This window comes from Actinoplanes sp. NPDC051388 (genome assembly GCF_055586225.1).
Genome location: NZ_JBVJIP010000004.1, coordinates 509,543 through 534,667 on the forward strand (window position 1 = coordinate 509,543; position 25,125 = coordinate 534,667).

Consider the following 25,125-nt stretch of genomic DNA (forward strand, 5'->3'; position numbering starts at 1 on the left):
TCCGCACCGGCGCATTCACCGTCGCGTCGGTGGCGATCACGCCCTTGCCGGGGTAGACCGTCAGCGTGCCGTCCCCGGCCCGGGTGACGATGTCACCGACACCGTCACCGTTGAAGTCACCGGACACCCCGGACAACCCCGCCGTCGCCCCGGGCGAGTCGACAATGTTGTCGTACTTGATCGGGTCGTAGGTCTGCAGATCTGACCAGCTGTTCGAGCCCCAGTTGCCGTAGTTCGACGCCGCGTACGGGTTCTGCACCGTCTCGCCCGTGGTGTTGAACGAGTAGACGTACGCGCCTTCGCCGTGGTTGGCCGGATTTCTCCATCGGGCGAACAACTCGATGTGCCCGTCCTTTACCATCGCGTCGCCCGGCTGCATGGCGTTGAGGCCGCCGCCCACGCTGGTCCACGGGTGCCGATAGTCGTGCGGGTGTTGGTAGTCGCCGGTGACCGGGCTGTTGCGAGTGCCGTTCGGCAGGCCGAGGTCTCCCAGGTGCCACGCCATCGCGACGAGGCCAGAGCAGTCCCGGCGGTACGAGCTGCCCGCCCCGTCGCCGGCCCAGGTGCCGGTCTGGGTGTAGGTGATGCGCTGATCCACCCAGTACTGGGCGCGGACCAGAACCTCGGCCCGGGAGATTGGGCCGCCGATGGTGGAGGCTGCCTCGGCGGCCGCCGGCCGGCCGGCGGCGGTGCCGGCGACGCCTGCCGTGACACCCGCGGTGGTCGCGAGGGCGAGCGCGAGGGCGATGTTCGTTCCGCGACGGAGGATGGGGCGATGAGACATGGAGTGGTCCTTTCCGAGAGGGGTGGAACAGCGAGAGAGGTGGAACTTCGAACAGGGCGGAGTCAGGTGAGTGCGGTGAAGCCCTGCCAGCCGGTGCCGATCCGCACCGGAGCGTTGACGGTGGCGTCGGTGGCGATCACGCCCTTGCCGGGGTAGACCGTCAAGGTGCCGTCGGCGGCGCGGGCGATGACGTCGTCGGCGCCGTCCCGGTCGAGATCACCGGTGGTCAGCGCGGTGAAGCCCTGCCAGCCCGTCCCGATCCGCACTGGAGCGTTCACCGTCGCGTCGGTGGCGATCACGCCCTTGCCGGGGTAGACCGTCAAGGTGCCGTCGGCGGCGCGGGCGATGACGTCGTCGGCGCCGTCCCGATTGAGATCACCAGTGGTCAGCGCGGTGAAGCCCTGCCAGCCCGTCCCGATCCGCACCGGCGCATTCACCGTCGCGTCGGTGGCGATCACACCCTTGCCGGGGTAGACCGTCAGGGTGCCGTCTCCGGCCCGGGTGACGATGTCACCGACGCCATCACCGTTGAAGTCACCGGACACCCCGGACAACCCCGCTGTCCCCGACACCCCACCCGCGAGGGCCGCGAGGTCGGCGAGAGAGCCGTTGAAGACGTTCGAGTCGGTGGTGTTGCCGCGGCCGCACTCCGGGATGTCGTACTGCCAGAACGTCCAACGACTCCCCCAGCCGGGTGTGGACGGTGGTGAGGACAGGCAGCTGGAGATGTCCAGCAAGTAGTTGCCGAACGCGGTGCTGTTGCCGGTGCAGGGGTTCCACCAGTTGACGTTTGTGTAGATCATCGGGGTCCGGCCGATCCGGGACTGGACACGGGTCAGGAACGCGCTGATCCAGTTGCGCATCTCAGCCGGGCTGAGGTCGTAACAGGAGTCGACCGTGTTGAAGTACGGCCACTCCAGGTCGAGGAACGGCGGCAGGGTCTTGCCGTCGGTCGTCCACTGCATCTGGTTGACGAAGTGGTCCGCCTGACCGACTGGGTTGCCGAGGTCGGGCCGGCCATAGGCATAGGCGCCGGCATAGAGTCCGGCTGCCTTGGCGCCGTTGTAGTCCTGGCTGTAGTAGGGGTTGGTGTAATCGGTGCCCTCGGTCGCCTTGACGAAGGCGAACTCGTCGCCCGCCGCGCGCTGGGCGGGCCAGTTGACCGTCTTGCCACCGGCATGGTCGTGACTGGACACATCGCGGCCGTTGATGGTGTAGCCGACGGGCAAGGCGGCCTGGGACCCCCGCGTTGCGGTTCGGGTGGCGCCCGGATCGTGTGCGGCCGAGGCCCGGCCGTTGGGCTCGTCGGGTGCGGCGATGACCGCAGCCGTGGCCGGTGATGCGATCGACGGCGTCATCGTCACCAGCAGCGCGGCGGCGATGGCCAACGCGACGGCGCGGCCGCGACGGCGCCCGGTCGTGGGCGGGAACGATCTGCTCAGATGCATGGCGCAACTCCAGAAAAGGTCGGTTTGGGTGGTGACTCACGCAAAGGAGGCACAGGCGGCGACCAGCTCGGGACGGTTGTCGCCGCAGTCGGTGCCGAGGCCGCGGGCGATGGTCTTCCAGCCGGCGCTGGTGCGCTTGAGGAAGAACTGGTCACCCATGAGGTCCTCGCCGGTCACCGGGTTCGGCGCGGCGTAGATCCGGGCGTACCCGTGGGCGCAGTTGTAGATCTTCACTCCCTTGAAGCCCGCCGGCGGTCCGCTGGGCTCGGCCCGCACATGGGCGAGCAGGAACGTGGTCGTGCAGGCCTTGTCCGAGGCGTCCGGCTTCGGCAGCTCCGTCGACGGCAGGCCGCCGCCTCCGGCCGGCGGGGGGATCGAGGCCGGGTTACCCGCGGCCGCCTTGGTGCCCCGTTGCTTCACGGCGGCGGGCTTCGTGTCAGCCGGCGCGGCATTGGTCGGCGAGGCAGGCGTCAACGCGACGGCGGGCGTGGACTCCGGCGACGCCACCGGCGTGGGCGGCGCCGGTCGTGCCGTCGGTTCGCCGCCAGAGGCGCAAGCGGCGAGCGAGAGCACGGCGACCGCCGCCATGACCACGCCGGGCATCGACTGCTTCTGCATGAGAGACCTCCAAGGAATCTGCTGCGCGTGTTCGGGGTGTGACCTGCCGTGCTCGGCGGGCACCGATGACAATCCGTGGGGGCGCCAGAATTCGGCTGTAGAACCTCTAGAAACGCGGCACAGGGCCGTAGCGGGGTTGTGGCGCCCCGGCGGCGAGCGCCCAGGACGGGTCGCCGTAGGACCAGTGCCACCACCGCTGCACGTCGTTGACCAGTCCGGCGGCCGTCAGCGCTTCGGTCAGCGTCTGCAGGCGGGCGGCCGGTGCCGGGGCGACCGGGTCGCCGGCACAGCAGGGCAGGTCGTCAGGCAGGTCGCCATCCGCGCGGAACAATGTGAGGTCGACCGCGCCGCCGGTCGCGTGTGCGGCGTCCTCCGCGCTGTGACCGGCGACGACAACCAGGTGAACGTCGCGCGGCAGCAGGCTCTGCGCCACGACCAGCCGTTCCACCACGCCGAAGCGTACGTACGCGCGTCGTCCGGAGGGCACCCTCAGCGGGGCTGAGTCTCCGACGTCGACCAGTGCTTCGGCTGATCCATTGAGGGGCATCGAGGGCTCCATCGAGAGTGGTGGGCGTCTAACCCGTCACCGTCGTGAAGTCCGCTCAAGATTCCCTGTAATTCAATTACAGAGCTCGTTGTACTCGCGGGCGCCGAACATGCGGAAGGTTCGCAGCGCCTCGGCGCGGGCGGCCTCCATCGCGGGCCGGTCGCCACGGGCCTGCTCCAGGTCCGCGACGTCGCGGAGCGTACGAGCACAGAACAGCGCCGCCTCCTGCTCGCGGAAGATCCCCAGTGCCGCGCCCAGCCACGTGGCCGAGTCGTCCAGCCGGCCGGCGGCCAGGTCCAGCTCGCCCATCGTGCGCAGCACCATGGCCTCGCCCCAGCGATCGCCGACCGCCCGATGCACAGCGAGCGCCTCCGCCAGCGGCTCCCGAGCCTCCGCGAGCCGACCCATCCGCACGTAGGTCTTGGCCAGCGCACGCCGGGAGAACGCGATCAGTGATTGGTCGCCGAGATCCTCGAAGATGGCCAGCGCCCGATTCAGCGCTTGCTCGGCTTCGGGAAGCCGGCCCTGCGCGCGATGCGCGAGCCCGATCGTGCGCAGCGTCAACGCCTCGCCGCGGCGGCTGCCTGCCCGCCGGTACGCGGCCATCGCCGCGTTCAGCGCGTCCTCGGTCGCCGCGAAGTCGCCCCGCTCCAGATGCACCGAGCCGAGCACCCGGGCGCAATGGCCGGCCGCCCGGTCGTCGCCGAGCTCGTGCGCCAGCTCCGAGGCCTGTTTGAGGAAGTGCACCGCTTCCGGCAGGTAACCCTGCTCCCGGCAGGCCAGGCCGAGGGCGCTGAGCGCGCTGGCCTGGCCACGGATGTCACCGAGGTCGCGGAACCGCTCGGCCGCCTCGGCAAGGTGTTGGCGGGATTGGGTGAACTGGTCCTGCTCGTAACGGAGCTGACCCAGCTCGGCCAGAAGCACACCCTCGCCGTGCGCGTCACCGGCGGCACGGGCTGCGGCGAGCGCCGCCCGATGCGCCCGGTCCCACAGGTCCGGCACGTTGCCGAGAGCGTATCGGGAGGCGCAGAGGACGGCGGCCACCGCCACCGCCTGCTCGGCCAGGCCCAGCTCGGCCGCGCGCTCGACGGCCAGCACCAACGAAGCCTGCTCGGTGTCGAGCCAGCCGCGCGGATCGGTGACCGAGCTGCCCAGCACCTCGGGGTCGGCGTCACCGCGCGGGCGCGGCGCGACCGGCAGGATGGCGCCCGAGGTCACGTGGTCGGCGATGTGCTGGGACAGCCGGCTCAGCGCCGCCGACCACGCCTCGACGACCCGGCGGGTGGCGGCGATCAGACCGTCGCGCGCCTCGTGGCGATCAGCCTGCTCCCGCGCGTAGATGCGGATGAGGTCGTGCAGCCGGTAGCGGACCTGCCCGGTGTCGTCGACGTAGGTGTAGTCGACCAGATGCGCGTCCACGAGCTGCTCGAGGATCTGCTCCGCCGCGCCGATTTCGACATCCAGCGCGTAGGCCAGGACCCAGGAGCGGAAGTCGGACAGGCCCAGGTGGCCGAGCCAGCAGATCGCGGTGTGCGCGACCGGGTCGAGGCTGTCGAAGCTGAGCGCGATGCTGCTCCGGATCTGCTGATCGCCGGCCGACAACTCGTCCAGGCGACGGCGCTCGTCGCGCAGCCGGGATGCCAGCAGCGCCGGCGTCCACTGTCGACGGGTGGCCAGCCGGGCGCCGGCCACGCGCACGGCGAGCGGCAGGTTGCCACAAGCGGCGACGATCTCCGCGGCGGCCTCGGCCGCGGGTGCGATGCGGTCGGCGCCGGCGACCCGGGCCAGCAGAGCGGTGGCCTCCGCGGTGGAGAGCAGGCCCAGCTCGACCAGCCAGGCGCCAGCCAGGCCGCCGAGCCGGTTACGCGAGGTGACCAGCACCGAGGATCCGCCGCTGCCCGGCAGCAGTGGCCGCACCTGCTGCTCGTTGGCGGCGTCGTCCAGCACGATCAGCACCCGGCGGCCGGCCAGCAGGGTGCGGTAGGCGTCCATCCGCTCGTCGGCGCCGTCCGGCACCGTCTGCTGCGGTTCCAGGGCGCGAAGAAAACGCCCGAGGACCTCGGCCGGTGAAGCCGGGGTGTCGGTGTTGCCACGCAGGTCAACGTAGAGCTGCCCGTCGCGGTGGCCGGCGCCGGCCCGATGGGCGACGTGCACGGCGAGCGCGGACTTGCCGACGCCGCCCGGCCCAACCAGCGCCGCCACGATCGGCCCTTTGGTCAGCGCGGTCTCCAACTCCTCGACCATGGCTTCGCGTCCGATGAAATCGGGTGAGTCGGGCGGCAGCTGAGCCGGCCCTTTCCGCGGGACAGGCAGCGTGGCCGACGGCCGGCCGAGCAGCTCGGGATCGGCGCGGAGGATCCGCTCGTGCAGGGCGGTCAACTCGGCGCCGGGCTCGATGCCGAGCTCCTCGACAAGCGCGTCGCGGCCCTGCCTGAACACAGTGAGCGCCTCCCCGGTGCGGCCCTCCCGGTACAGCGCAAGCATCAGCTGACCGCGCATCGCGCTGCGGGTCGGGTATTGCTCGACCAGGACGGTCAGCTCGCCGATCAGCTCGTTGGTGCGGCCGAGCTCCAGGTCCGCGGCGATCCGGGCCTCGGTGGCCGCGACCCGCTGCTCGTCGAGGCGGGCGGCCTCGGCCGCGAGGACGCGACTGCGCACCCCGCCGAGTGCGGGCCCGCGCCACAGCATCTCCGCGGCGCGAAACGCACTCGCCGAGTCCCGGTGGCGGCCCTCGGCCGCGGCGGTGCGCCCAGCGCGGACGAACGTCTCGAACCGGCACCGGTCGAGAGCGTCCTGCGCGATGTGAGCCAGATAGCCCGGCGCGTGAGTGACGACAACCTCGTGGCCAATCGCCTGGCGCAATGTGGACACATAGGTCTGGACCAGCGCACGGGCAGTGCCGGGCGGGTCATCGTCCCAGAGGATGTCGATCAGGCGGTCGGTCGGCACGATGCGGCCCGGCTCGATGAGCAGCGCGGCCAGCAACGTGCGAATCTTGGTGCCGCCGATGCTGACCGGTCCGCCATCGCGGGCCGCCTCGACAGGCCCGAGCAGCCGGAACTCCATCTACGCTTCCCCCGTATGCACCGCCGTAGATGCCCTGCAGCGTAGATTACGCCTCGCGTAGCCGGGGTGCCGGTAAGAGGGGTATGCCATCATCTCCGGCCATGGCGTGACCGCTGGATCTCGAACGCTCGCCATGCACGTCGCCCATCGGGCCGGCGCAAGGAACCACGCATAGCCGGACTACCACGCAACTCGACGGCGGTCCGCCGCCATCACCGATCTCGAGGTCTACACACCAGCCGAGGCGGCAGACCTTCTCAAGGTTCATGAGTCATGGCTGCGCAGACGCGCAGCCGCACTTGCCAGCACCAGCGGATCGAAGCGTCCACGCACACCGCAATGACCCCGATCCCGATGGGAGCAACCCATGGCATGGGTAGAACAACGCGGTAGCCGCTAGATCTAGCAGGCGTGGTCGTTGCTCAGGGTGGTGAACAGGGACGCGTCGTCGGAGCGCGGGATCGACGCGCCGAGCGTGCCAGGCCCCGCCTTGCGGAGCGGTTCCGCTGTGGAACTGCCTGGGCATCCGCGGCGCGGCGATCCGCCGCGCCGCCTCAGTGCCGAGCAAACCGGATCAGCCGCCGATCTCCTGCACCTGATCAGTGACGCTGATTCCTCGGGCGAAGCTCACGAGCTGATCGTCGGCCAGGTTCACCGAGGCCGGGATCTGGACCAGGACGCGACGACCTGAGACGTCGGGAAACATGAGCCAACGCGTATCCGAGGCCTTGCCTTCGGACTCCTGCGCGAACCCGATCTGTCCCTCTTCGCCGTTGATATCGACCTTCTGAACCTGCTGGTCCTTGTCGAAGGTCGTCAGCCCTTGAAGGGACACCGCGATCCGGTCCGCCAGGCTGAAGGCGTGCCCGGGCTTCGGCGGGCTGACGTCCCGTCCCGGTGGCGCGACGACGAACGATGACGCGTCATCGGAGATCACCTGCCAGCCGTCGGGCACAGTGTTGACCTTGAAGCCCCTGGGCTGTTCGCCGGTGTAGGCCACCAGCCGGAGCCGCGTCGCCTGCGCCGTCGCGCTGCCTCCGCCGGCATTGGTGACCGGGCCGCTGGGCGGTTGACCCATCTGGGCGGCACCCACAGCCACGGCGGCGACAACGGCGACAGCCGCCCCGGACAGCGTGAGGCGCTGGCGGCGGCGTCGGGTCACGGCGTGATGTCCGCGGGCCACGTCGGCGGCAACGACATCCAGGTCGGCCGGGTCAGTGGTGACGGCCTGCGGCAGGTTACGCAAGACATCCATGAGATCTGGCATGTCAATACTCTCTCTTCAGTCTCGGTTCTGGGGATCGGTCAGGAGAAGTGGTGTGCCTGAACGGGAAAGCGGGAGCGCAGGCGGTCCAGGCCACGTGCGCTCTGGCTCTTGACATTGCCCTCGCTGCATCCCATGGCGTCGGCGGTCTCGGCGACATTGAGCCCTTCGACGTAGCGCAGCACCACCGCAGCCCGCATGCTTGCCGGCAGCGTCGCCAGCAAGGCGAGCACCGCTGCCTCGTCACTGCGTGTTTCCTCGATCGCGACATCGGGCACCTCGGCCCAGGTCTGCTCCCGCCTGCGGAAAGGGCTCCGGCGCTCGTCGATCGCCGCGTTCACGACGCACCGTCGCGCGTACGCGTCAACGGTTTCCTGCCGCACCCTCGGCCACGCCGTGTACAGACGGACGAGGGCCGTCTGCACCACATCCTCGGCCCTGGCGGCATCACCGGAGACAAGCAACGCAGCGATCCGCACCAGCGCGGGACGCCGTGCCGTCACGAAGTCGGTGAACTCGCGATCCTGTCCGGAACGCCGTCTCATATATCCATGACCTTCCTCATCACGCTCACAATCGGACGCCTCTTCTACGGCACTGGCTCGCCAGCCGTTGCATGCCAGGCGAAAATCCCCGCCGCGCCGGCAGTAGGCGCACCCGCCCGCTGACGAGGCGTTGTGCGGGGCGCGCACTAGCGGTCCGCCGCACCTGCGGCTCTATCGATAGAGGTAGGCACGGACAACTGTTTGCGCCGTCTGGGCATGGGTCGCGCTGGTCGCGATCACACGAATGGAGACGTAGCCGATGCCTCGGGGATAGCGCAAAGGTGATAGCGCCGTTCGCCACCGCGGCCGGGACGCTACCGCGCGTCCGGTCACGGTCGATTTCGAGTTAGCCGGAGCTGGACAGCAGCTGATCGGCGGCGCTCCGGATGCTCCGGCTGATTCAAGCGCATTCGGCACCCTTCGAAGAGTTGGAGCTACTTCAGCTGGAACGTCTCTGCCGGGGGTTCTTGCTGCATCGGTACCGATTTGAGCCGGGGGACGGTGCTGCCGGGCAGCACCGGCGCCGAGGTGGCGACGGTGCCGCAACCGGTCAGCAGCGCGGCAACCGCAAGGCCGGTTGCCGGCCGGCATCGGGGTCTCGCTACTCCGTGCCGTGTCCGGGCCCGCGGCGGGCCGCGAGCGCGGTCAACCAGTACTCGGTCTCGGGCGTCTCCTCGACCTCGAATCGGGCGTTGGGCACATAGAGCCGGGCACCGTGGCGAGCGATCGCGGTCGGAATGTCGAAGTCTGCCGAAGTCAGCGTGTCCACGACCTTGCCACTGGTGCCGGACCGGTCGAGGTGGACGACGGCGACGGCGTTGATGTCGCTCTGCACCGCGTACAGGGTGCGATCCTCACGGAGCATGCCGTCGGGGTGGGCCAGGGTCTGCCCGCCGAGGTCGACCCGGGTCGCCGTACCGTTCTCCGCCACGCGGTAGAGCTCGCCGGTGGTGGAGTTGTTGACCAGCAGAGCCCGGCCGTCGGGGGTGGTCGTGATGCCGTTGGCGTTGAACCCATCCGGCACCTGCACCCACTCCCCGCGCAGCGGCACCTTCGTGACCCGGCCGTCCTTGACCCGGTAGAGGGCGTTGTCGAACGCGTCGGTGAACCAGGCAGCCTGGTTCGTCAGGAACACGTCGTCGATGAACGTCGACGTGCCCGCGGGCGCCAGCTGGTACTCGGCCAGCACCGCACCGCTGCGCAGGTCGATCACGCGCGCGTTGCCGCCCCCGCCGCCCGCGACCCAGAGCCGGTGCCGGCGGGTGTCGATCGTCAGCCCGAGCGAGCCGCAGGCGATCTGGCACTCCGCGCCGGGCCCCGGCCCCTCGCTGATCACCTCGCCCCTGCCGGTCGCGAGGTTGAGCGCGAAGATGTCGCCGTCGACGCGGTTGCCGAGGTACGCCGTGCCCTGCTCGATCGCGATGCTCTCGGGCGGGAAGCCGTCGGGCAGGCCGATGTGGGTGGAAGCCTCGCCGCGGCCGGCGCCCGCTGCCGCCGCGGGGGCAAGCGTGGACGCTGCGAGTGCGACAACCGTCGTGATGGCGCCGGCACCCAGGATGGCGCGGCGGAGCAGTGTCTTCATGATGAGCCCTTCGAGCGAGGTGATCAGGTTGACCGGGAAGGTGACACCCTCAGATCCACTCGACGGCGTCACGTGAACGAGCGTGCCCGGGGGCGCCTCATCCAGCCAACGCAGTTCGCCGATGGGCGCTATGCGCCTGTCGCATAGTGATCCGCGCCGCGGGGCGAATGGCCGGCCGGCGGCGGGGACGTCGTCGGGGGCGTCGTAGCCGAGCCAGTACACGGCTGCGGTGGTGGCGATCGGGTCGGCGAGGGCGGCGTCGGCGGTGGACACCCCTGGACGAGTAAGTCCTAACTGCCCCTGAGTCGTAGGCATGACGAAGGGTGCGGGCGACGCAGTCCCGCCCAGGTCACAGCCCGCTGGTGAACCGGCGTGTGAACGGCCGGGTGAATGGCCGGGGCTACGTTTCTCGCGCCATCATGCGTTGGCGACAGGGGAGACGACGATGCTCGGGTTGCGAGGGTTCACAGTCAGCGGGCGGGTCGCGTCTGTCGCGATGGCTCTGGTCGTTGTGGCGTCCGGGCTCACTGTGCCGCTTGGGGCGGCGACGGCCGGCGCCAGGCCGGACTGGCTGTCGGGGGTACGAGAGGCGGGGAAGGGGCCGGAGTCGACGCCGGTGCGGCGGGCGGCCTCCGCACCGTTGGGAAGGGACACACCGGCCGGCGCGCCCACGGTCAGCTGGCCGCGCGCGGGCGCGCAGGTCGTGGCGCGCGGCGCGGCGAGCGACCGGGTACGCGTCGAGGTGCTGGACCGTCAGGCTACCCGTGGGGCCGCCTCGGGTCCCGTCGTTCGGTTGTCCCCTGTGGAGGGTGTCCAGGCCGGACCGGTGGAGGTCGCGATCGACTACTCGGGCTTCGCGAAGGCCTACGGCGGTGGGTACGCCGATCGGCTGGCCGTCGTGGCGCTGCCCGACTGCGCGCTCGCCACACCCCGACCCACAAAGTGCGCGACGGGGCGCAGGCTGCCATCGCGCAACGACACGGCGTCGTCGCGGCTCGTGGTCACCGCGGCGGCGGGTACCCTGCTCGCGGTCACCTCGGACGTGTCGGGCGAGACCGGCAACTACGCCGCCTCGCCACTGGCGGTCTCGGACAACTGGCAGGTGACACCGGGCACGGGCGAGTTCTCGTGGTCGTACGACGTCACGGTGCCGCAGCCACCGATCGGCGCGGCGCCGGCGGTCGGACTGGGGTACTCCTCCGGTGCCGTCGACGGGCTGGTGTCCACCCGCAACACCCAGGGACCGCCGTCCGGTGTCGGCTGGAGCGACTTCGCGTCAGCCTACGTCGAACGCCGATACAAGCCCTGCGCGACGACCGGCGACCTGTGCTGGAACGGCCACAACGCGACCATCTCCCTCAACGGTCGCGCGTCGGAGATGCTCGCCACCGACACCACGTACGACAGCTGGCTGTTGAAGGACCACGCGGGCTGGACCGTGGACCACCTGCACGGCACGTACGCCAACGGTGACGAGAACCGGGAGTACTGGAAGGTCACCACGCCGGACGGCACGCAGTACTTCTTCGGGCGGGGCAGCGACCCGGGCTCCGCAGCGGCGACGAACTCGACGTGGACGGTGCCGGTGTTCGCCGCCGCGGCCGGCGACCCGTGCTCCTCCCCCGGCGTGTGCAGCCAGGCGTGGCGGTGGAACCTGGACCAGGTGATCGATCCTAACGGCATCGCCACCACGTATTACTACAGCACCGAGACCAACAAGTACCTGTCGCAGGGCGCGCTGCTGTCAGACGCGTCCTATGTGCGCGCCGGCTACCTGGCCCGGATCGACTACGGCAAGCCGGCCGCCACCGGCGGCGACGTCTTCCCGGCCGGCCGGGTGATCATCGACACGCAGGACCGCGCGCCCTTCGGCGACGTGCCGACCGACCTGCACTGTTCTGCCAACTGTGTGGTGACCTCGCCGACGTTCTACTCAGGCCGGCGGTACTCCGCGGTACGCACCGAGGTCCGAGCCGGCAACCGGTGGCGCCCCGTCGAGCAGGTGAACCTGTACCACCGCGCCCTGACCAACGACGACGGCCACACCAAGCTGTACCTGGATTCGATCTCCCGGGTCGGGCTGACCGGGGTCGAGGACGGCCGACTGGACCAGGCGCTGGTCCTGCCGAAGGTGGAGCTGACCTACACCGAGCTGCCCAACCGGGTCGACGTGACCGCGGCGGGCGGGCGAAGGATGGGACATCATCGGCTCACCGGCGTCGTCGACGAGTACGGCGGCACGACCGCGGTGACGTACGGGCAGCAGAACCGGTGCGCCGACGGGTACATCGGCCCGTGGGAGACCAACCTGAAGGACTGCTTCCCGCAGAAAGTCGGCACCCGCACCCGGGTCTTCCACAAGTACCTGACCACCAGGGTCGAGCACCGGGACACGCTCGGCGGCGGACAGCCCGCCACGGTCACCGCCTACGCGTACGAGGGCCCCCCGGCATGGCACCACGACGATGACGAGTTCGTGCCGCTGGCCGACCAGTCGTGGTCGGACTGGCGCGGCTACGGCACGACGCTGATCACCGAGGGCGTCGAACGCACCCGCGTCACCGTGCACCGTGGCATGAACGGGGACCGCCTACCGAGCGGTACGCGGCAGGCCTGGGTCCGGCCGATAGCCGGCGCCGGCTTCGGCGACACCCCCGTACCGGATGACCCCTGGCTGGCCGGCGGCACCTACATGGAGGCACAGCTCGACGCCAGTTCCGCGGTGGCGTCCGCCACCCTGCACGAATACCAGGTCTCGCACCTGAGCTTCGCCGGCGGTGACCCGCAGGACTACGTGGCCTGGGTCGGCGAGAACCGCACGACCGCCCACACCGCCACAACCACCGGCAGCTTCATGCGCCAGCGCACCACGTCGGGGTACAACGCCCGGTTCCAGCCGGAGACGGTCTTCGAGGAGGGTCGCCTGGACCAGCAGGGCGACGAACGCTGCACGCGGACCACGTACGCGACGATCGGCGCTATCGTGGTCAACCCCGCCAACGTCACGCTGCTCGCCGGCGGCTGCTCCTCCACCGACGTGCTCTCACAGACCGAGACGGTGTACGACACCCGCGGCAACGCGACACAGCAACGCACCCGGGTCGACGATTCCAGGTGGGTCACGACGGTGCAGACGGCGTACGACGCGTTCGGCCGGGCTTACCGGGTGACGGACGCCAAGGGACTGGTCACCGAGACGGCCCACGGCAGCACACCGAACGGCGGCTTCCCCGGCACGTCCACGACCACGCTGCGTGCCGGGAACAGCACGCACACGTCGAGCACCGAGTGGTTGCCCGAGCGCGGCGCGCCGCTGCGGGAGACCGATCCCAACGGACATGTCACCACCTACAGCTACGACCCGCTGGGTCGGACGCAGACCGTGCGGCGCCCGACCGAGCAGAGCGCGCCATCCGATGTGTACTCCTACCAGTTCGGATACGCGGTGTCGGCCGACAAGTCGGTGCCGCCGATCGTGCGCAGCCGGCGGTTGCAGGCGACCGACCCGGTCCGGTACGAGGACTCATGGGTGGTCTACGACTCGCTGCTGCGGGGCCGGCAGACCCAGACGTACTCACCCGCGACCGGCAAGGTCATCGTGACCGGCACCTCGTACAACGACCGTGGCCTGGTGGACACCCAGACCGAGCCGCAGGCCGTCGACGGCGTCCCCGGCTGGAGACTGCTGCCGGTGTCCTGGGAGAACAAGACCCGCAACACCTACGACGCGCTGGGCAGGATCGCCCGGCAGGGCTGGTACCAGGACGACGCCGAAAAGTCGGCGACGGTCACCACCTACACCCACGACACCACGCTGGTGGAGAATCCCGGCGGGCGCAGGTCCCGCACGGTGGTCGACGGGCTCGGCCGCGACATACAGATCGCCGAGTACGACGGCACGGCGTGGCAGACCGTCACCCACGGGTACGACCTCGCCGACCGACTGACGTCCATTCTGGACCCGGCCGGCAACCGGATCACGTACGGCTACAACAAGGCCGGCTGGCGCCTGTCCCAGAGCGACCCCGACGCCGGTGACTGGACGTTCGGCTACGACGACGCCGGAAACCAGACCACCGTCACCGACGCCAAGGGCGGCGTGACCGTCACGGCTTACGACGCCATCGGCCGACCCACGCACCGGCGCAGCGGTAGCTCCACCGGTCCGGTCCTGGCCCGCTGGGAGTACGACGCCACCGGGGAGAAGGGCCTGCTCGACCGTGCCGTCCGGGTCACCGGGACGGGCGAGTGGGCGGTCGACGTGACCGGTTACGACGAGCGCGGCCGGGCACGCGGAACACGGTGGACGGTGCCCGCCGGGGTGCCCGGGCTCTCCGGAAGCTACACCGTCCGCCTCGGCTACGACCGGGCGGACCACCTCACCTCGGTCGCGTACCCGGCGGTCGGCGGTCTGCCCGCGGAGACGGTCACCACCGACTACGACACCCTCGGGCTGCCGACGTCCCTGTCCGGCGCCGACCCATACGTGTGGACGGCCACCTATGACGATCGAGGCCGACCGTCCACAATGGGCCTCGGCCCGCGTCCGAACGGCCAGCCGTGGCTCGCCCGGAACTGGACCTACGACGCGGACCAGCGACCCGAACGGATGCGCAGCGCGGTCAACGGCGCCACCGTGGTCGACCACGAGTTCGGGTACGACGCGGTCGGCACGCTGACCTCGCGGACCACGGCCGACGGCGGCCAGGCGTGGCGGGAGTGCTACGGCTACGACGTGCGCGACCGGCTCACCTCGGCGTACACCACAACCGCCGCGGCCTGCGACGGCACAGGGAAGGGCACCGGCGCGGAGCCGTACGACAACACGTACGCCTACACGCCGGACGGCAACACGCGCTCACGGGTGGAGAGCGGCGTCACCGACACCTACTCGTACCCGACCGGCGCGGGCGCGGACCGGCCGCACGCCCCCACCGCCGTGGGCGCCGACCGGTACACCTGGGACCCGAACGGCAACCTCAGCGCGCGCACCGTCGGCGGTCGCGCCGAAACCCTGGCCTGGGACGCCGAACGCATGCTGACCGCGGTCACCACCCCGGACGGCACCACCGGCCACGTGTACGACGCCGACGGCGCCCGCCTGCTGCGCACCACACCCGAGGGGCGCACCATCTACATCGCCGGCCACGAGGTCACCGCGAACATCGCCGGCACGAGCGTGACCGCGGTGCGCAGCTACTCGTTCAGCGGCGAGCCGGTCGCCACCCGGACCCCGAGCGGCGTCGACTACCTGGTCGCCGACCAGCAGGGCTCGGTCGAGGCGACCCTGCCCTCCGGCGGAGCGGTGGAGGTCACCCGCACCTACACACCGCACGGGCAGAAGCGCTCGGGCGGCGACCCGGACACCGACCGCGGCTGGCTCGGGGAGGTCGAGGACCAGACGACGAACCTGTCCCACCTCAACGCACGCTACGACGACCCGTCGATCGGACAGTTCATCTCGCCTGACCCGATCTACGATGCCGACTCGCCGCAGTCCCTCAACCCGTACGCCTACGCGCTCAACAACCCGGTCACGTTCAGCGACCCGTCCGGCGCCTGGGTGCCGATCACCAACGGCGGCGGGCCGAGGGTCGGCTACAACGCCCGATGGAGCCCGGCCACGAACAGCAATAATCTGGCCCGCGCGCTGAAGGTGCACACGCGCAGCAGCGCACCGCTCGGCAAATGGGTGAGGAAGGTGCAGTACAAAGTCAACAAGTACAACAGTTCTGCGCTACACGAACTGCGAGCCGCCTACGTGCGGCGCCTGCGGGAAATCACGACGCTGAAGGCGATGGCCCGGGCGAACCCGGACCCGGCCTTCTGGAGGGCGGTCGCGCGGGCGGGAAGCGGCCAGGCACTGATCCTCATAGGTATGCGGGCCGCGAACCCGGATCCTGGTTTCTGGAAAGCCATCGCGGAGCCGGGCGGCGCGAAGCGGCTGGTGGCGATTGCCAAGCGGGCAAAGCGCGCCAACGCCGCTGCCGTCCGGTACGGCTTCGGGCGCGGCGTCCACTTTGACTTCCCCTGCGTCCACCACACCGATGGTGGGTGCGTGCTTGGAGGAGTCGACGAAAGCTTCGACAACTTCGCCGAGGGTGTCGCGTGCCAGGTGTCGCAGGCGGGACGATACCCGAACCGGATTCCCTGCGAGTTCACGGCTTCCGACTACATCGATGATGGCATGAACGAGGTGACAGCCGGTTGCACCAACGGCTTCACCGGCGACCTGATCGAGGGTGCCGTTCGCGCGGTCGGCGTCGCGGCCACGGCAAAATCAGCAAGCTCCGGAGCCCTGACGAAGGTGGCCACGGCAGGACCGATGGCCGCGGCCGGAGCCCCTGCCCTCATCGCGGGCATTGGCCTGTGCGTGAGCGGCATCGTCACTAATCACGTTCAGATTTCAGGCCCGTAGGGAGGAAGCCGCATGCCGGCCAGCAGAAAGAGGTTCGCCAGTACAATGGCGTCTATCGTTGTCCTCGTCGCGACGGTCGGCGTGCTGCCGGACGGACCGGCGGCGGGCGCGGCCACCGTCATCCGCGTCGCGGGGGACTTCATCGGGGACGAACGGGACGAGATCTTCGAGTACCGGCCCGGCAACGGCCTGGATCTGATGTACACGGAGTTCGTCAAGGCGGGTGCGGGCATCGTGTCGGGGCCAACGTACACGCTGCCCGTCACCCACACGTACACGCCGTTCACCGGGGACTTCGACGGTGACGGCAAGGATGAGCTGTTTTTCTTCGGGGCCGGGGACGCGGGCGACTTCATCTGGGACTTCAACGGCATCGCCGAACGCCGGGAGGTGGCCAAGACCCAGGGCGGGCTGTACCACCCGGTCGTCGGGGACTTCGACGACAACGGCACCGACGATGTCTTCTGGTACGCGCCGGGTGCGGTGGCCGATCAACTGTGGACGTTCCCGCCCGGTGGCGATCTCGCGCATGTCAGCGTGCCGGTGCGGAACTTCACCGGTGACTACGTGCCGCTGGCCGGCGACTTCAGCGGCACCGGCGGCACGGACATCATCCTCTACGGTCGTGGCAACGACGCCGACCACCTCGTTGACTTCGTGACCGGGTTCGCCGCGCCGACGATCAGTGCGTTCGGACCGGTCACCGGGCCGGCGCATCGACCGGTCGCCCTGGACGCCTTCGCGGACGGGTGGACGGACATCCTGTTCTACAACACCGCCTCCACTATAGATCCATTGTGGAATCTCAGAGCGGGCGGCAAGGAAGTCCACGACGAGCTGATCACCGGCACCTACGCGCCCGTCGCGGGGGACTTCCTCGGCGACGGTTACGAGGACGTGTTCTGGTACGGCTCGGTGTCCTCGTTCGTCTGGGACTGGGAAGGCGCTACACACCCGACTGTCCGCACCGGCGGCGTGTCCTGAATGGAGGTTAGGGTGAGCAGGTTCCGTGCGATGCTGGTCGCCTGCCTGTGCGTCGTCGCCGGGATCGTGGTGCCGGCGACCCCGGCCGGCGCGGCGGTCAGCACGACCCTCGTGCCGTACCGGATGGACGCCTCCAACCAGGCGGGGTGGTGGAAGCCGATCGAGTTCGACGGGCTGCCGTACCTGGTCTACAACGCGTGGGGCAGCGCGTCCGAGGGCGGCGCCACCGACCGGCACACCGTGTACGTGGCCCGGCGGGAGGCCGACGGCGCCTGGACCCGTGGCTGCCTGCGTACCGCCGCCGGTGAATGCGTCGTCTATCCGGACGACGTCGGGCACCACCAGCCGACGATGGCGATCGACGGTGACGGGTACATCCACGTGTTCGCGTCGATGCACGACGACAACTGGCGCTACTACCGCTCCACCGCGCCGGGCGATGTCACGTCCATCGTGGACCGCTCCGCGCAGATGCCGGACCACGGCGGCCAGTACACGTACCCGGCCACGACCCGCACCGACAACGGCGACATCTACCTCATCATCCGCGCGTACCCGGCCGGCCGCCTCTACCGTTGGGACGACGTCGCCGACGCGTGGTCGCGGGTGGTGACCTTCGCCCAGGCTGATGGCTACGTCGTCTACCCCGACGACATCTCCAGCGACCCCTCGGGCGACCTGCACATCGTCTGGGAGTGGGCGTACGGCGGCGCGAGCGGGCTGCGGCACGACGCGTCGTACCTGCGCTACAGCCGGGCCACCGGTCGGTTCACCACCGCGGACGGGGGCCGGATCCTGTTGCCCACCTGGCCGGGCACCGCGGCCGTGTACCAGCCGGTGCAGGGGCAGGAGCAGATCACCGACCGGGACGCGGCGGTGGATCCGGGCGTGCAGAGCGCGAAGGTGGCCGTCACCGCCGACGGGCAGCCGGTGATCGCCTACCGGTACCGGTCGACGCCGGGTGGGCCGTTCCGGGTGCGGCTCGCCGAGTGGGCCGGCGCGTGGCGGCGTTCAGTGGTGTACGAGGGCAGCTACGACACCACCGCCGCGGTGGACGTGACCGCGTACGGCTCGGGTGTCCGCATCTACTACGCCAAGGCGCAGACGCAGGCGAGCGACCAGGCGTTCGCCGCCGGCCGCAGCGGTGGCGCCTGGACCGAGCGGCTGCTGCTGCCCGGGGTGCCGGTGGAGCGGCTCTCGGTCATCCGTCGCGGCGCGACCGACCACCTCTACCTGGCCTCCCCCGGCACCCACGAGCTCTTCTACGGCACCAACACCTGGTAGCAGCAACTCACCGGGGAACGTGATCGAGCGTCGGGTCCGCGCGCAGGATCCGGCGCTCGATCGCCCGCAGACCGGGGCCCGGTTCGAGTCCGTGCTCGTCGGCCAGCAGTCGCCGCGCCCCGCGGTAGGCGGCGAGCGCCTCGACCTGGCGGCCGCTGCGGTACAGGGCGATCATCAGTTGGCTCAGCAGCCGCTCCCGGAACGGGTGTGCCGCGACCTCCGCCGCGAGCCGGGACACGATGCGGGTGTGCAGGCCGAGGTCGAGCTCCGCCTGGTTCATGTCCTCCACCACACCGACCCGCCGCTCCTCCAGGGCGGTCCGGGCGGCGGTGGCGTACGGGGCGCGGACACCGGTCAGCGCCGGCCCCCGCCACAGGCCGATGGCGGCGCGCAGCAGCATCGCCGTCTCGGCGGGGCTGGGCGCCTCCTGGGCCCGCGCGGTCAGGCTGGCGAACCGGGACAGGTCCACCAGGTCGGCGGCGATGTCCAGCACGTAGCCGCCGTGCCGGTGAGCGAGCGTGGCGGCGCTGGCGAGCCTGCCCCGGATGGCGGAGACCATATTGCTGAGCTGGGCCTTGGCGGTGGAGGGCGGCCTGCCACCCCACATCTGCTCGACGATGCGGTCGACGGTGAGCGGGCGGTTGGCGTGCAGCAACAGCAGCACGAGCAGGTCGCGCTGCTGGCGGCGGGCGAACGTCACCTCCTCGTCGCCGATGACGATCTCCACCGGGCCCAGCAGGTGGAAGTGGCTCATGGCGGTCACCCACCGTCAGGTTCTCGACTTTGTGTCTGTCAGACAGTAATCCCCGAACTGATTAGTGTCAATGTGACAAGTAGGCGGTGTGCTGATGACCATGGCGATTCCTCGACCGCGCTCACGCGAGCGTGCAGGCCACGGTGGACCTGGTGATTCTCACGCTGCGGGAGGGGCGGCCGCAGGTGCTGCTGGTGGAGCGGGGCAAGAAGCCCTACCGTGGCCGCCTCGCGCTGCCCGGCGGCTTTCTGCGTAACGGCGAGGACCTGGCCGATGCCGCCCGACGTGACCCAGCCGACTCGATGTCGCGTGCGTTCACCGCTGGAACGCAGCCGAGCCGGCGGACGTCCACCCTGCACGAGCCGGTTTCACCTTGCCTGGGCGTGCGGCATCCGGACCTCGGCGATCAGCCCGCCCCCTGCTCCGGGACGCAGGCGAAGCTGCCAGCCGTGTCGAGCGATGATGGCGGCCACAAGCGCGGCACCGAGACCGCTACCCCGGATCTGCAGGCGCCCGGCGCCGCGATGGAATGGTTCGACAATCTTGGCGACCTCGTCCGCGCTCATCGGTACGCCGGTGTTGGCGACAACAAGGACGAATTCCTGCCCCGCGTCATGCAGGCCCAGCTCAACCCGGCCACCGCGACGATTGTGGCGTATCGCATTGTCGAGCAGGTTGCGGACCATGAGCCGGACCAGAGTCGCATCTGCCTCAACAATGACGGGATGATCGAAATCCGCGCGCATCGTCACGCCATGATCCACCGCGGCTCCCTGATGACTCTCCGCTTCCTCGCGGAGAACAGGAGCCAGGTCGACCTGCCCCAGGAAGGCTTTGCCACCTTGGGCCTCCGCCAGATCCAGCAGCGTACGTACGGTTTGAACGCTCCGGCTGTTCAGGTTGCGCAGGTCTTGCAGGAGCTCACGTGTCAATCCCGGCGGCGCATCGGCCAACGCGTCATCGAGAACGGCTTGTGTGACGGCCAGTGGCGTCTGAAGTTCGTGGGAGGCGTTCGCGGCGAAACGGCGTTGCGCCTCGAACGCGTCGTCCAGCCGCGTAAGCATCATGTTGAAGCTGACAGCCAGGTCGGTGACCTCATCCCGACCACGACCGACGGGCACTCGAGCCCGCAGATTCGTTTTCGCGGCCTGACGTGCCGCGTCGATCATCAAATTCAAGGGTGCGAGTGAGCGTCGCACTATGCAGCGCACGGCAAATGCTCCTGCGATGACTACGACGGCGACGCTAACGGCCGAAAACCCGAGCAGCCGTTCGACCTCTCGCCGAGGCAGCATTGGCCCCGATACGCCCGCCGGCGACGCAAAGGAACTGCTGCTGCCGTCGGGCGATACCCCAGGCGCCGCACCCACAATGCTGTCCGGAACGTAGGTCATCAGCAGCGTGATGGTTGCGGTCATGACCAGAGCCAGCACGGCGATGACAGCGACCATGCTCCCAATGACGCGAGTGCCGATGGACCCGCGGGAGCCGAACCGCGGAGTCTTCTCCTCGTCAGGTGCGGACAACGCGGTACCCGACACCGGGAACGGTCTCGATCGGCCATGGCTTGCCGAGCTTTTTGCGCAACGTGGAGATGACCACCCGGGGGGAGTTGGTGAAGGGATCGGCGTGCTCATCCCACGCGCGCTGCAGAAGAGTCCCGGCACTGAGGACGCCGCCATCCGCGCGCAGCAACTGCTCGAGAATGCGAAACTCCTTTGGACTCAGCGACAACAAGGTGTCACCACGAAACGCCTGGTGCGTGAAAGGGTCGAGCCGAAGGTCCCCGAAGCGGAGTTCCGGCGGTGCTCGATGACCGGACCGCCGCTGTAGTGCGCGCAGCCGCGCGACGAGTTCGGGAAACTCGAATGGCTTGACGAGATAGTCGTCAGCCCCTATCTGCAAACCGGCGACTCGGTCGACCAGCGCCGCCGACGCGGTCAGCATCAGCACTCCCACCGGGCAACGGTGGGAGATGATGTACTTGCACACGTCATCACCCGAGAGCAACGGCAGGTCGCGGTCCAGGACGACCGCCTCGTACTCCTCAGACTGCAAGAGTTCCATCGCGGCCTGGCCGTCATGAACGATGTCGACCGTCAAGCCCGCACGCTGCAGCCCATTCCGAATGGTTCGGGCGAGGATCCGCTCATCCTCCGCCAGCAGAACTCTCACGCAGGCTCCCCTTCGATGCTTTCACCCTACGCTCCCGGTTGTGCCCTCATCCGGTTCGCCTGGACGACGCCACGGCGGGCTGGGCGCCGGTCAAACCTTGGACCCAGCCCACCACTGTGGCTCTACTTGGCCGGCGTCGCCGCCTCAGCCTTCTCGACGGTCACCCCAGCGGGACGCTTGTCACCCGTCTGACCCACCGCGCCGATCTCCGGCGTGTCCGTGGCAGCAGTCTGGCCCGCCGGGGCGGTCTTGCCGGAGGTGCCCGCGTTGGCCACGGACGCCGCGATCGCCACCCCGCCACCGGCCAGGGCGAGGACGAGCACGGCCCCGGCGAGAGGACTCTTGATCTTCATGACGTCGACCTTTCTGCCGAGCCGCCCTTCGGCGTCGGCAGACATCATTCAAGGTGATCCACTGTTGCGGGGTCGTAAAGATCGAGCCCCGCTCGGCGAGCAAGGTCGGTCCCTACGATGTCCACCGCGTAAGGCCTGGTGAGTGCGATCGTGGTCGTCTCGCGGACCTGCTGCCGCACGCCGGAAGACGAGATCCGGTGTGGACCGACACCGGCGCGCCGGTCGTGGTGGCGATCGACGCTCTGGTCAGCGCCGCCCTCCTCAGCCTTCACGCACTGCCGAAGCCCCGCTAGCAATGATCCTGAAGCCCACTCGGTCGAGAGCGCGGGACACGGCGGCGAGCTGAGTCACCGCATCGGCGCAATCCCGACCGTCCTTCGGCTCGGGGTCCAGTCCTCGCTGTAGGCCCCGCCAGCGGAGTGCCCGAGCATCCCGAAGCGCTCCAGGCCCAACCGCTTCCCGCCCCGTGACCACGGCAACCATGCCGCGCAGGGAAACATGCCGTGTTCGTCGTTCATGTGCTTGATTCCTCGGGACGTGGTGGCGCCGGACGCAGCCGGGCGGAACCGTCGAAGCCTGGAAAGTCACCGTCATCCCGGTCTTGAACGTCAGCGCCGGACCACGTGGCGCGGATGGCACTTCCGTCCAATGCACCGCGTTTGGCCGGCCCGCGGCCCGCTCGACCGACTCGATCCGGGCCCCCACCTGCGATTTCTTGGTCATCGAAAATGTGCACTCGAACAGACAACTTCACAATCATCGGTGGAGCAGCGATTTGGCCGGTTCTGCGCCGTACCCTCAACGCCACATCGCTCAGGAGGAAGGTTCGACGTTTTGGATGGTTCCACGGACGAGGAGCAGCCGCCCCAGGTATCCCTGCGCCGCGTCGGCGGCCTCCTCAAACCGCATTGGCCACGGCTGACCGCGGTCACGGCCATCATCGTCGCATCGTCGCTGGTCGGCATGGCTACGCCTTTCCTGCTGCGCGGGATCATCGACCAGGCGCTGCCCACCCAGAACCTGAATCTGCTGAGCTGGCTGGTCGCCGGTCTGGTCGCGGTGGCCTTCCTGACCGCGGTGTTCGGCATCACCCAGACCTGGATCGCCACCGCCGTCGGCCAGCGGATCATGCACAAGTTGCGGGTGGACGTCTTCACCCATCTGCACCGGCAGTCGGTCGCGTTCTTCACCCGCACCCGCGCCGGCGAAATCCAGTCGCGGATCACCAACGACATCGGCGGCATGCAGGCGGTCGTCACCTCGACCGCCACCTCGATCGCGTCGAACGTGACCACCGTCGTCGCCACGGCGGTCGCCATGCTCGTGTTGTCCTGGCAACTCTTCCTCGTGTCGGTGATCGTGCTGCCGCCGGCGCTCTTCCTGGCCCGCCGGGTCGCACGGATGCGTAAGGAGATCACCGCGAAACGTCAGCGCGAGCTCGCCGACCTCAACGTCATCATCGAGGAGAGCCTGTCGATCAGCGGTGTGCAACTCAGCAAGATCATGGGTACCGGCCCGGCGCTGATCGAACGCTTCGCCGGGTCGTCGGCCCGCCTCGTCGATCTGCAACTGCGCTCGCAGCTTGCCGGTCGCTGGCGGGGCGCCTCCATGAACATCATCTTCGCCGCCATCCCGGCGATCATCTATCTGAGCGCGGGCCTGCCGCCTGCCGCCGGCAAGTTGACGATCGGCACCATCGTGGCCTTCACCAGCCTGCAGTCGCGGCTGTTCCAGCCGATGATGGGCCTGCTCGACGTCGGCGTCTCGCTGAGTTCGTCGACGGCGCTGTTCGCGCGCATCTTCGAGTACCTGGACCTGCCGGTCGAGGTCGACGACCCCGTTCTGCCGGTGCGGCTGCCCCGGCCGGTCCGCGGCCACCTGCGCTTCGAGGACGTGAGCTTGACCTATCCGGGCAGCGAGAAACCCGCGATCAGCGGCATCACCTTGGACGTGCCGCCCGGCTCCTCGCTCGCGCTGGTGGGCGAGACCGGCTCGGGCAAGAGCACGGTGGCCACGTTGATCGTGCGGCTCTACGACCCGACCGCGGGCCGGATCACCGTCGACGGCTTCGACCTACGCGCACTGCGGCTCAACGAGCTGGTCCACACGATCGGCATGGTGGGCCAAGACACCTATCTGCTGCACGCCTCGGTTCGGGAGAATCTTCGGTACGCGCGACCCGACGCCACCGACGAGCAGGTCGAATGGGCCGCGCGGGCCGCTCAGGTCCACGATGTCATCGTCGCGCTTCCCCAGGGTTACGACACCGTCGTGGGTTCGCGCGGGCATCGGTTCTCCGGCGGGGAGAAACAGCGGATCGCCATCGCCCGGACGCTGCTGCGTGATCCGCCGATCCTGGTGCTTGACGAGGCGACCAGCGCGCTGGACAACTCGACCGAGCGGGCGGTCCAGCGCGCTCTCGAAGAACTCGCTCGCGGCCGTACCACGGTGACCATCGCGCACCGGCTGTCCACCATCCGCGATGCCGACCAGATCGTCGTCATGCGCGGCGGCCGGATCCTCGAGGCGGGCACCCACGACAGCCTGATCTCGATCGGCGGCTTCTATGCAGCGTTGACGGCGTAAGAACGCGACCACTTGCGCAACACGTTGTAGTACGGCCGATGGTGCCAATAGCACTCGTACAGAAAGCGGTCGTTCTTTACTGTGGCTTTGTAGGTGCGCGCGGGGCGAGTGAAGCAGGAACTGCCGGCCGCGTCGCGGTGCCACTGCGAGGTGCGGCTCCACACCTTCTGGTCCCCGGGCTGCCAGGACAGTGATGACTCCAGGAACGGTATTCCGGTGTGCCGGCAGTAGCGTTCGACCGCACCGTGCGCATCGGTGAGCAGATCCTCGGCCTCGACCACGTACGGCCTTACGCCGGTCCACTCGCGGACGCGCCGCGCCATCTGCACCTGATAGCCGTACCCGATCTCCTCGCAGACCATGTCCGGGTTCATGGCGTAGTGCGACGGGATCACCGAGCGCGGGTCGCGGATGATGAAGGTGTGCTGCCCGACCTGCGGGATGCACTCACCGCCGGTCGTGAGGTAGTCGTACTCGGTGGTCTCCTTGACGAACACCGGGTGTTCGTCGGCGCGCTCCTCGAGCAGCTTCAGCAGCTCGTCGTGTCTGGTCGCGATGCGGTCACCGACGACGGTCCAGCCCTGTACGACGATGCTCGAGAACGGTTCGTGGAAGACCTCGTGGTCCCCTCGTTCCACCATCATCCGCAGGAACGCCGTCGACATCGACCGGGGGGTTCCCCAGAGGAAGAGCAGGTTCGAGTGCATGGCGGCGGCC

17 protein-coding genes and 1 pseudogene are annotated in these 25,125 nt (G+C 69.4%); 4 read left to right on the forward strand and 14 right to left on the reverse strand.

Annotated elements, in window-relative coordinates:
• The 8 genes and pseudogenes from ACZ6TI_RS14050 to ACZ6TI_RS14085 all read right to left on the reverse strand — a co-directional run.
• Positions 1–784, reverse strand: a pseudogene (locus ACZ6TI_RS14050) (hypothetical protein); the annotation flags it as partial.
• 62 nt (positions 785–846) lie between these two features.
• Positions 847–2,232: a GH25 family lysozyme gene (locus tag ACZ6TI_RS14055; protein ID WP_465345416.1), complete on the reverse strand. Its 1,386-nt coding sequence runs from the start codon at positions 2,230–2,232 to the stop codon at positions 847–849.
• 36 nt (positions 2,233–2,268) lie between these two features.
• Positions 2,269–2,850, reverse strand: coding sequence for a hypothetical protein (locus ACZ6TI_RS14060; RefSeq protein ID WP_465345417.1), 582 nt, complete (start codon positions 2,848–2,850; stop codon positions 2,269–2,271).
• Positions 2,851–2,956: 106 nt separating this feature from the next.
• Complete coding sequence (locus tag ACZ6TI_RS14065) at positions 2,957–3,298, reverse strand: M15 family metallopeptidase domain-containing protein (RefSeq protein WP_465345418.1); 342 nt, start codon at positions 3,296–3,298, stop codon at positions 2,957–2,959.
• Between the two features lie 171 nt (positions 3,299–3,469).
• The gene (locus ACZ6TI_RS14070) at positions 3,470–6,463 is read right to left on the reverse strand and encodes an AfsR/SARP family transcriptional regulator (RefSeq protein WP_465345419.1); all 2,994 of its coding nucleotides are present in this window, start codon (positions 6,461–6,463) and stop codon (positions 3,470–3,472) included.
• A 574-nt stretch (positions 6,464–7,037) separates the two neighbouring features.
• Positions 7,038–7,730, reverse strand: a complete 693-nt coding sequence (locus tag ACZ6TI_RS14075) for a hypothetical protein (protein ID WP_465345420.1) — start codon at positions 7,728–7,730, stop codon at positions 7,038–7,040.
• A 38-nt stretch (positions 7,731–7,768) separates the two neighbouring features.
• Positions 7,769–8,272 (reverse strand): SigE family RNA polymerase sigma factor, encoded by a 504-nt coding sequence (locus ACZ6TI_RS14080; protein ID WP_465345421.1) that lies wholly within the window; start codon positions 8,270–8,272, stop codon positions 7,769–7,771.
• 601 nt (positions 8,273–8,873) lie between these two features.
• A complete protein-coding gene (locus ACZ6TI_RS14085; protein WP_465345422.1) occupies positions 8,874–10,127 on the reverse strand; it encodes an SMP-30/gluconolactonase/LRE family protein in 1,254 nt (417 codons plus the stop codon).
• A 223-nt stretch (positions 10,128–10,350) separates the two neighbouring features.
• Between ACZ6TI_RS14085 and ACZ6TI_RS14090 the strand changes: the two genes are divergently transcribed.
• The 3 genes from ACZ6TI_RS14090 to ACZ6TI_RS14100 are packed head-to-tail and all read left to right on the forward strand — an operon-like array spanning position 10,351 to position 18,540.
• Complete coding sequence (locus ACZ6TI_RS14090; protein WP_465345423.1) at positions 10,351–16,272, forward strand: RHS repeat-associated core domain-containing protein; 5,922 nt, start codon at positions 10,351–10,353, stop codon at positions 16,270–16,272.
• A gap of 45 nt (positions 16,273–16,317) precedes the next feature.
• Entirely contained in the window at positions 16,318–17,256 is a 939-nt protein-coding gene (locus tag ACZ6TI_RS14095) for an FG-GAP repeat domain-containing protein (protein WP_465345424.1), read from the forward strand.
• A 12-nt stretch (positions 17,257–17,268) separates the two neighbouring features.
• Entirely contained in the window at positions 17,269–18,540 is a 1,272-nt protein-coding gene (locus ACZ6TI_RS14100) for a BNR-4 repeat-containing protein (protein WP_465345425.1), read from the forward strand.
• A 7-nt stretch (positions 18,541–18,547) separates the two neighbouring features.
• On the opposite strand, the gene ACZ6TI_RS14105 is transcribed toward ACZ6TI_RS14100, so the two are convergent.
• The 5 genes from ACZ6TI_RS14105 to ACZ6TI_RS14125 form a co-directional block, all read right to left on the reverse strand.
• Positions 18,548–19,294: an AfsR/SARP family transcriptional regulator gene (locus ACZ6TI_RS14105; RefSeq protein WP_465345426.1), complete on the reverse strand. Its 747-nt coding sequence runs from the start codon at positions 19,292–19,294 to the stop codon at positions 18,548–18,550.
• Positions 19,295–19,662: 368 nt separating this feature from the next.
• Positions 19,663–20,745, reverse strand: a complete 1,083-nt coding sequence (locus ACZ6TI_RS14110) for a sensor histidine kinase (RefSeq protein ID WP_465345457.1) — start codon at positions 20,743–20,745, stop codon at positions 19,663–19,665.
• Between the two features lie 61 nt (positions 20,746–20,806).
• Complete coding sequence (locus ACZ6TI_RS14115; RefSeq protein ID WP_465345427.1) at positions 20,807–21,469, reverse strand: response regulator transcription factor; 663 nt, start codon at positions 21,467–21,469, stop codon at positions 20,807–20,809.
• 122 nt (positions 21,470–21,591) lie between these two features.
• Positions 21,592–21,822 carry a hypothetical protein gene (locus tag ACZ6TI_RS14120; protein ID WP_465345428.1) on the reverse strand — a complete coding sequence of 77 codons (231 nt, stop codon included), beginning with the start codon at positions 21,820–21,822 and terminating at the stop codon, positions 21,592–21,594.
• 261 nt (positions 21,823–22,083) lie between these two features.
• On the reverse strand, positions 22,084–22,545 hold the full coding sequence (locus tag ACZ6TI_RS14125; protein ID WP_465345429.1) for a metal-sensing transcriptional repressor: 462 nt from the start codon (positions 22,543–22,545) through the stop codon (positions 22,084–22,086).
• 111 nt (positions 22,546–22,656) lie between these two features.
• Between ACZ6TI_RS14125 and ACZ6TI_RS14130 the strand changes: the two genes are divergently transcribed.
• Positions 22,657–24,408 carry an ABC transporter ATP-binding protein gene (locus ACZ6TI_RS14130; RefSeq protein WP_465345430.1) on the forward strand — a complete coding sequence of 584 codons (1,752 nt, stop codon included), beginning with the start codon at positions 22,657–22,659 and terminating at the stop codon, positions 24,406–24,408.
• Here ACZ6TI_RS14130 and ACZ6TI_RS14135 read toward each other — a convergent pair.
• A complete protein-coding gene (locus ACZ6TI_RS14135) occupies positions 24,387–25,115 on the reverse strand; it encodes a sulfotransferase-like domain-containing protein (RefSeq protein WP_465345431.1) in 729 nt (242 codons plus the stop codon). The two genes, ACZ6TI_RS14130 and ACZ6TI_RS14135, sit on opposite strands and share 22 nt — an antisense overlap.
• Positions 25,116–25,125 lie beyond the last annotated feature (10 nt).